General features: G+C 70.0%; 5 protein-coding genes and 1 pseudogene. 1 reads left to right on the top strand and 5 read right to left on the bottom strand.

Translation table 11 applies throughout. From position 1 onward, the window contains the following. Positions 1-266: 266 nt before the first annotated feature. From JHD63_RS20855 to JHD63_RS20875, 5 genes are all read right to left on the bottom strand, one after another. Positions 267-935, bottom strand: a complete 669-nt coding sequence (locus tag JHD63_RS20855) for a hypothetical protein (protein WP_198972723.1) — start codon at positions 933-935, stop codon at positions 267-269. Next, complete coding sequence (locus tag JHD63_RS20860) at positions 935-2,359, bottom strand: alkaline phosphatase (protein ID WP_198972724.1); 1,425 nt, start codon at positions 2,357-2,359, stop codon at positions 935-937. The genes JHD63_RS20855 and JHD63_RS20860 overlap by 1 nt, the downstream gene beginning before the upstream one ends. A 35-nt stretch (positions 2,360-2,394) precedes the next feature. After that, positions 2,395-3,807, bottom strand: a complete 1,413-nt coding sequence (locus JHD63_RS20865; RefSeq protein WP_198972725.1) for an alkaline phosphatase — start codon at positions 3,805-3,807, stop codon at positions 2,395-2,397. Positions 3,808-3,992: 185 nt separating this feature from the next. Further along, positions 3,993-5,636 (bottom strand): MFS transporter, encoded by a 1,644-nt coding sequence (locus JHD63_RS20870; protein WP_198972726.1) that lies wholly within the window; start codon positions 5,634-5,636, stop codon positions 3,993-3,995. 21 nt (positions 5,637-5,657) lie between these two features. Then, complete coding sequence (locus tag JHD63_RS20875; protein WP_198972727.1) at positions 5,658-6,149, bottom strand: Lrp/AsnC family transcriptional regulator; 492 nt, start codon at positions 6,147-6,149, stop codon at positions 5,658-5,660. A 130-nt stretch (positions 6,150-6,279) separates the two neighbouring features. Here JHD63_RS20875 and JHD63_RS20880 point away from each other — a divergent pair. Continuing rightward, positions 6,280-7,689, top strand: a pseudogene (locus tag JHD63_RS20880) (indolepyruvate ferredoxin oxidoreductase family protein); the annotation flags it as partial.

Consider the following 7,689-nt stretch of genomic DNA (forward strand, 5'->3'; position numbering starts at 1 on the left):
GAGATCGGCGCCGGGCGCAGCGTGGGCAGCCGTGGGCGCCTCAACCCGCGCGGCGTCAAGCGCAAGATGAGCAACTTCCAGCTTCGCCATCGCGGCGAGTTGCTCCATCAGGCGCATCAGTCTGTGCGTTTGATTCTAATATGAACAGTATTGATCCTAGGGCGCGAACCGCTCGCTCCGGTGCAGTGCCGCTGCGCCGCCAAAGGAAAACGGGCCGCCGTCGCCGGCAGCCCGTTTGCGGGACGAGGGGCCGCGCACGGCCGCGCTCAATCCAGGTAGTCGGAGTAGTCCTTCTTCTGGTAGCTGCGCGTCGCGTTCCAGGGCGGCGTGGCGGCCGGCGGCTGGGCCTGCACCGCGGTCTTGCGGCTGGAGGCGCCCTGGGTGGACTCGACCAGCACCGGGTACTGCAGGCGCTGGTTCCACACCACCTTGAGCGTGCGGCCGGGCTCCTGCGAGGTGTAGGTGGTCAGGTCGCCGTTGCGGCCGGTGGGCTTGAGCGCCTTGAGCGAGGCCGGGTCGATCAGGTGGTAGGCGGCGGTCCACGAGCCGTCGAAGCCGACGTTGCCGTAGTCGGTCGGCGCCACGTCGACCAGCACCTTGTCCTCGGCCGAGGCCAACTGCAGCGAGGGCCTGCCGTCCTGGGCGCGCTGCACCCAGCGCGCGGCGGCGCTCACGTCGAGGTGGCGGTGGCCTTTGTCGCCCGCGGCATGCTCGTGGGCCGAGTGCCAGCCCGCCGGCACGATGCGCTCGATCCAGACCTGGTCCTGCCGGCGCACCACGCGCTCGGAGAATTCCACCGTGCGCTTGATGCCGTCGGCACCGGCCGAGACGATGGTGTGGCGCACCAGCAGGTCGGCGTCCTGTGCCAGCGCGGGCAGCGCGGCCGCGCCGCAGGCCGCCAGCGCGGCGGCGATGAGGGCAGGGCGCAGCTTCATCACAGTCCGAACGCCTGCTTGAGCAAGCCGTTGACCCTGGTGTTGTCCAGCGTGCCCTTGAAGATTCCGCTGCCCGCGCCGGTGGCGAACAGCATCACGTCGCCGCCGCCGTGGGTCTCGGAGCCGGGGCTGCCCAGCGGTATGCCGACTTCCTGCAGGTAGTTCTTGTTGCCCGAGGTGTCGACGTTGGTCAGGTCGTCGCGCGTGGCCTTGCGCGGGCCGCCGCCGTTGCCGAACACCAGCGTGGTGTAGGGCAGGCCGTCGGCCGCCTTGGCCAGTTGCCGGGTCTTGTAGTCGGTGGTCTTGCCCAGGATGTCGTTGCCCAGGTGCGAGTAGCCGTTGAAGGCCATCGTGTGGTCATGGTCGGCGGTGACCACCACCAGCGTGTTGGACAGGTCCACCTTGCCCAGCGCAGCCTTGATGGCGTCGTCGAAGGCGATGGTGTCGGTCAGCGCGCGCTTGGCGTTGGTGCCGTGCAGCGCGTGGTCGATGCGGCCGCCCTCCACCATCAGGAAGTAGCCGTTGCCGCTCTTGGACAGGGCGTCGATGGCCTTGACCGTCATCTGCGCCAGGCTCGGCTCCTTGGCCGGATCGCGGTCCAGTTCATAGGACATGTGGCCTTCGGACTGCGCCTGGTCGAACAGGCCGATGATCCTGCCGCTGGGCGCGGCGTTCAGGCTGGCCAGGTCGTTGACGTAGGTGTAGCCGCGGGCCTGCAGTTCGGCCACCAGGTCGCGGCCGTCGGGCCGGCCGCGCGGCGTGGTGCTGGCGTTGAACGGCCGCCAGTAGTAGCTGATGCCGCCCATGAGCACGTCCACGCCATTGCCCAGCGCGGGGTTGTAGCCGGCGCCGCCCGGCACCGCCTGGCGCGCGATGGCGTATTCGGCGTCGCGGTGGCAGATGTGGGCGTAGGTGGCGGCGGGCGTGGCGTGCGTCAGGCGCGCCGTGGTCACCACGCCGGTGGCCTTGCCCTTGGCGATGGCCTGCTCCAGCAGGGTGGGCACCGCCGCGCCGTTGCCGGTGGCCGGGCAGTTGTCCACGGCGTTGCTCACGTTGGGGGTGACGCTGGTGTCGCTGGAGGGCCGCCTGGCAACGGTGTTGCCGTCCATGGCGATCACCTCGTTGCGCGACTTCACGCCCGTGGTGTAGGCCGCCATGGAGGGCGCGCTGTCGGTGGTCTGCGCGTCGAGCGAATAGGTCTTGACGCGCGCTGCGCGCGGCAGCGACTCCATCGTCAGCGTGCCGGCCTCGCCGTACTTGTAGATGCGGCTGGCGGCCACGGTGACCGGGCCCATGCCGTCGCCGAGGAAGAAGATGACGTTCTTGGCTTCGCCGGCGGCCAGCGCCGGGAGCGCGCAGGACAGGGCCAGGCAGAGCGCGCTGGCGGCGCGCCAGGGCTGGGTGGTGGAGCGGGTGGTATGCATGGAGGACATCTCGGTGGGATTCGATGGAAGCTGCATCACAGGCCGGTGGCCTTGCGGATCAGCCCGAACACGGCGGTGTTGTCGAGGGTGCCGCTGAAGCTGTCGGCGCCGCGCCCGATGGCGCCCAGGAAAACGTTGCCGCCGCCGTGGGTCTCGTTGCCGGCCGTGGTCGGGATCACGGCTTCCTGGTGGTAGCCGCTGGCGAACACCTGCGCGTCGCTCAGCGCGGTGCGGGTGGCGGGCCGGTTCTCGCCGTTGCCGAAGCCGATGATGGTGTAGGGGTTGCCGCTGGTGTCCTTGGCCAGCGCGCCGTCCGCGTAGCTGCGCAGCAGGCCCAGCACGCCCGGGTTGGCGGCGCTGCTCGGGCCGGTGCGGGCGGCGTAGCCGTTGAGCACCAGCGTGTGGTCGTGGTCGGCGGTGACCACGATCAGGGTGTTCTTCAGGCCCGGGTCGATCGCCTGCATCTTGTCGATGGCGGTCTTGAGCGCGGCGTCGAAGGCCACCGTGTCGGCCAGCGCCTTGCGCGCGGTGGTCTCGTGCAGCGCGTGGTCGATGCGGCCGCCTTCCACCATCAGGAACATGCCCTTGGGATTGCTCTTGAGCTGGTCGATGCTGCGCGCGGTCATCTCGGCCAGGCTCGGCTCCCTGGACGCATCGCGGTCCAGGTCGTAGGCCATGTGGCTGGGCGTGAACAGCGCCAGCAGCTTGCCGCTGCCGGGCAGTGCGTTGAAATCGGCCTTGCTGCCGGCAAAGGCGTAGCCGCGCGCCTTCATCTCGGCCACCAGGTCGCGCGTGTCGGTGCGCGCGCTGCCGGCGCTGCCCTTGGGCAGGAAGTGGCGCAGGCCGCCGCCCATCACCACGTCGATGCCGTCGCCCAGCGCGCTGTTGTAGCCCGCGCCCTGGGGCACCATCTGCGCGGCGATGGTGTTCTCGCCGTCGCGGTGGCAGATGTGGGCGTAGGTGGCCGCCGGCGTGGCGTGGGTGATGCGGGTGGTGGTGACCACGCCGGTGGCCAGGCCGGCGGACTTGGCCAGCTCCAGCAGCGTCGTCACCGGGCTGCCGTTGCCGCTGGCCGGGCAGGTGGAGTCGGCGCCGCGCACGTAGTCGGCGCCGGTGGCCTTGTCGAAGGCGGAGGTCGGCGTGCTCATGGAGACGACCTCGTTGTTCGACTTCACGCCGGTCATGTAGGCGGCCATCGAGGGCGCGCTGTCCGTGACCTGGGCGTTGGCCGAGTAGGTCTTGACGAAGGCCGACTCGGGCAGCGTGTCCATGGTCAGGTTGCCGTCCTCGCCCACTTGGTAGATGCGGGCCGCCGTCATGGTCGTCAGCCCCATGCCGTCGCCGAGGAAGAACAGGACGTTCTTCGGCGTGGCCGCGGGCGAGTCGGAGCCGCCGCAGGCCGCCAGCGTGGCCGCCGCGAGCGCCGATGCGATAAACCAGTGCTTCATGTATGTGCCTTATTTCCAGGTGTGTCGAAAGGTGTGCAAGCGCGCAGTCTTGCCGGCTTTCGTGACGCGGATATGACGGCGGCTGCGGCGTGCGGGCGTCGCAGTTTGCTACACTATTAATAGCTAAAAGCCAGGGTGGATCCTGGGCTGCAGGCCGATTTGGCTATGAAGCCAGCCTTTTGGCCCTAGCGCTCGACGATGCGCCGCGTCACCCGCGGCGGCGCGTCGCCCACGTGGAAGGCCAGCTTGCGGTCGCGCAGCGCCACGTCCCAGGCGGTGACCCGGGTGAAGCGGCGCAGGTGCTCGGTCCAGGACTCGTCGACGATCTGCTCGATGTAGAGCGACGGGTCGTGCACGTCGCGCAGCAGTTGCCAGTCGAGCGCGCCCTGGCGCAGCCGGCTGCGGCGGCTCTCCTGCATCAGCGTGCGGAATTCGTCGGCGCGCGCCGGGTCGATGCGGTACTCCACCGTCACCTGGATGTGGCCCGAGGCCAGCGGCGTGCCGGCCACCGGCGCGGTGAAGGCCTGCGAGGGCGACAGGTCTTCCTCCAGGTGGCGGTCGGGCATGAAGTACTGCACCGCCAGCATCACCGCCACCCCGGTTACCGCCGCCGTGCCCAGGCTGATGTGCAGCGTGGTCATCGAGGCCACCTGGCCCCACAGCGCGGCGCCCAGGGCGGTGGCGCCCATCACCGCCATCTGGTAGATCGACATGCCGCGCGCGCGCACCCAGTCCGGCAGCGCCAGCTGGGCCGAGGTGGTCATGGAATTGGCCGTGGCCAGCCAGGCCAGCCCGCCCAGCACCATGGCCGGCACGGCGACGTACACGTTGGGCGCGAACGCCACCGCCGCCGTGGCCACCGACACCACCGTGGTCCCGAGCCGCACCAGCGTGTCGCGCGACAGGTGCTGGCGCAGGCGCGGCAGCAGCAGCGCGCCGACGATGGCGCCCGCCCCCATCGCCGCCAGCAGCAGGGTGAAGGTGCCGGCGTCGCCGCCGGGCAGGGCGCGCGCGATCAGCGGCAGCATGGCCAGCATCGCCGTCGCATGCACGAAGAACACCGCTATGCGCACCAGCACCGAGCGCATGCGCGGCGACTGGCGCACGTACTGCAACCCCACGCGCATGGCGCTGCCCAGGCGCTCGCGGCCCAGCGGGCTGGGCTGGTGCACCCGGCGCCAGCGCCAGATCACCAGCGCCGCGCCCAGCGACAGCACGGTGTTGAGCACGAACACCCAGTGGCTGCCCGCGCTGGCGATGACCGCGCCGGCCACCAGCGGGCCGACGATGCGCGAGGCGTTCAGGGCGATGCCGTTCAGGCCCATGGCCGCGGGCAGCTGCGCGCGCGGCACCAGCTCGGGCACGATGGCGGCGAACACCGGCCAGCGCATCGCCAGGCCGATGCCGTTGCAGAAGGTCAGCGCCAGCAGCAGGTGGGCGTTCATCCAGCCGGCCAGCACGATGACGCAGATCACCATCGCCACCACCGCCACCCAGAGCTGGGTCACCATGAAGTAGCGGCGCCGGTCCAGGATGTCGGCCAGCGCGCCGCTGGGCAGCCCGAGCAGGAACACCGGCAGGGTGGAGGCCGACTGCACCAGCGCCACCATCACGGGCGAGGAGGTGAGCGAGGTCATCATCCATGACGTTGCCACGTCGTTCATCCACATGCAGGTGTTGGCCGCCATCCAGGTCAGCCACAGCATGCGGAAGGTCGGCAGCGACAGCGGCTCCAGCGCGGCCCAGCGGCGCGGCGGCGGCGGCGGCGGCGCTGCGCCGGGCTGGTCCAGAAGCGCGTTTGTCTCGTTCTCGGGGGTTGTCACTGCCATGCCGCGATTGTCCACCTGCCCTCAGCGCCGTGGCGCGGCCGCGTCCAGATGCCCCAGCGGCAGCGCGCCGCCGGCCTTGACTTCGCCCAGCGAGAAGCTGGTGTGCAGGTCCTTCACTTGCGGCAGGTTGGCCAGGTGCTGCAGCGCGAAGCGCGAGAAGTGGTCCAGGTCCTCTGCCACCACCTGCAGCTCGAAGGTGCCGGTGCCGCTGATGTAGTGGCAACTGGTGACCTCGGGCAACTGGCGCACCGCCTCCTCCAGCTGGCGCATGGCGTCGGCCGAGTTGCGCTCGGCGTCCAGCCGCACGAAGGCCAGCACGCCCAGGCCGAGCTTCTGGCGGTTGAGCTGCGCGTGGTAGCCCAGGATGTAGCCCGCCGCCTCCAGCGCCCGCACGCGCCGCCAGCAGGGCGCGGCCGACAGGCCCACGCGCTGCGCCAGCTCGGCATTGGTGAGCCGCGCGTCGAGCTGCAGCTCGCGCAGGATGGCGAGGTCGAACCTGTCAAGTGTTTCCATATTAGCCATATTCGGGAAAGATTCTTTCTCCAAGTATCGCTTCCGGGGCAACAAACGCAAACACCTATCCGGCCGCAAGTTCTACACTGACCCGATATGGGCGCACCCCCGACGCCATGGAGACAACACGATGAACGCACCCCTGCCCGAGCACATCCGCCGCGCACTGGAAAACGTCACGCTGGATGACAAATACAACCTGGACCACGGCCCTGCCTTCATGAGCGGCGTGCAGGCGCTGGTCAGGCTGCCGATGCTGCAGCGCCAGCGCGATGCGGCCGCCGGCAAGAACACGGCGGGTTTCATCAGCGGCTACCGCGGCTCGCCGCTGGGCAGCTATGACCAGGCGCTGGTGAAGGCGTCCAAGTTCCTGAAGTCGCAGCACATCGTGTTCCAGCCCGGCGTGAACGAGGAGCTGGCCGCCACGGCGGTCTGGGGCTCGCAGATGCTGGGCTTCTCGCCGCCGGGCACCAACCGCTACGACGGCGTGTTCGGCATCTGGTATGGCAAGGGGCCGGGCGTGGATCGGTGCTCCGACGTGTTCAAGCACGCCAACATGGCCGGCACCACCGAGTTCGGCGGCGTCATCGCGGTGGCGGGCGACGACCACATCGCCAAGAGCAGCACCGCCGCGCACCAGAGCGACCACATCTTCAAGGCGTGCGGGCTGCCGGTGTTCTTCCCCGCCACCGTGCAGGAGATACTGGACCTGGGCCTGCATGCCTTCGCCATGAGCCGCTTCTCGGGCGTCTGGGCCGGCATGAAGACGATCCAGGAGATCGTCGAGTCCAGCGCCACCGCCATGATCGACCCGCAGCGGGTGCAGATCGTCATCCCCACCGACTTCGAGATGCCGCCCGGCGGCCTGCACATCCGCTGGCCCGACGCGCCGCTGGAGCAGGAGGCGCGCCTGATGCACTACAAGTGGTACGCCGCGCTGGCCTACATCCGCGCCAACCGGCTCAACTACAGCGCCATCGCCACGCCGCACGACCGCTTCGGCATCATGGCCAGCGGCAAGTCCTGGAGCGACACGCGCCAGGCGCTGGCCGACCTGGGCCTGGACGACGCGGCCTGCCGCCAGCTCGGCATCCGCCTGCACAAGGTGGGCGTGGTCTGGCCGCTGGAGGCGCAGCTCACGCGCGAATTCGCCACCGGCCTGCAGGAGATCCTGGTGGTCGAGGAAAAGCGCCAGGTCATCGAATACCAGTTGAAGGAAGAGCTCTACAACTGGCGCGCCGACGTGCGGCCCAACGTGCTGGGCAAGTTCGACGAGGGCGAGGGCGACTTCAGCGGCGGCGAGTGGAGCATGCCCAACCCCACCGCGCACACCCTGCTGCGCGCCAATGCCGATCTGTCGCCGGCCATGATCGCGCGCGCCATCGCCGGCCGGCTGAAGAAGCTCGGCCTGCTGCAGGCCGCCGGCGCCGACATGGTGGCGCGGGTCGAGGCGCAGCTCGCGCTGCTCGACGCCAAGGAACGCGCCATGCAGGTGCTCGACGCCGGCGGCGTGCCGGGCGCCGAGCGGCAGCCCTGGTAC

Origin of the sequence: Xylophilus sp. ASV27, from assembly GCF_016428875.1 — a bacterium.
Lineage (GTDB): Bacteria > Pseudomonadota > Gammaproteobacteria > Burkholderiales > Burkholderiaceae_C > Xylophilus.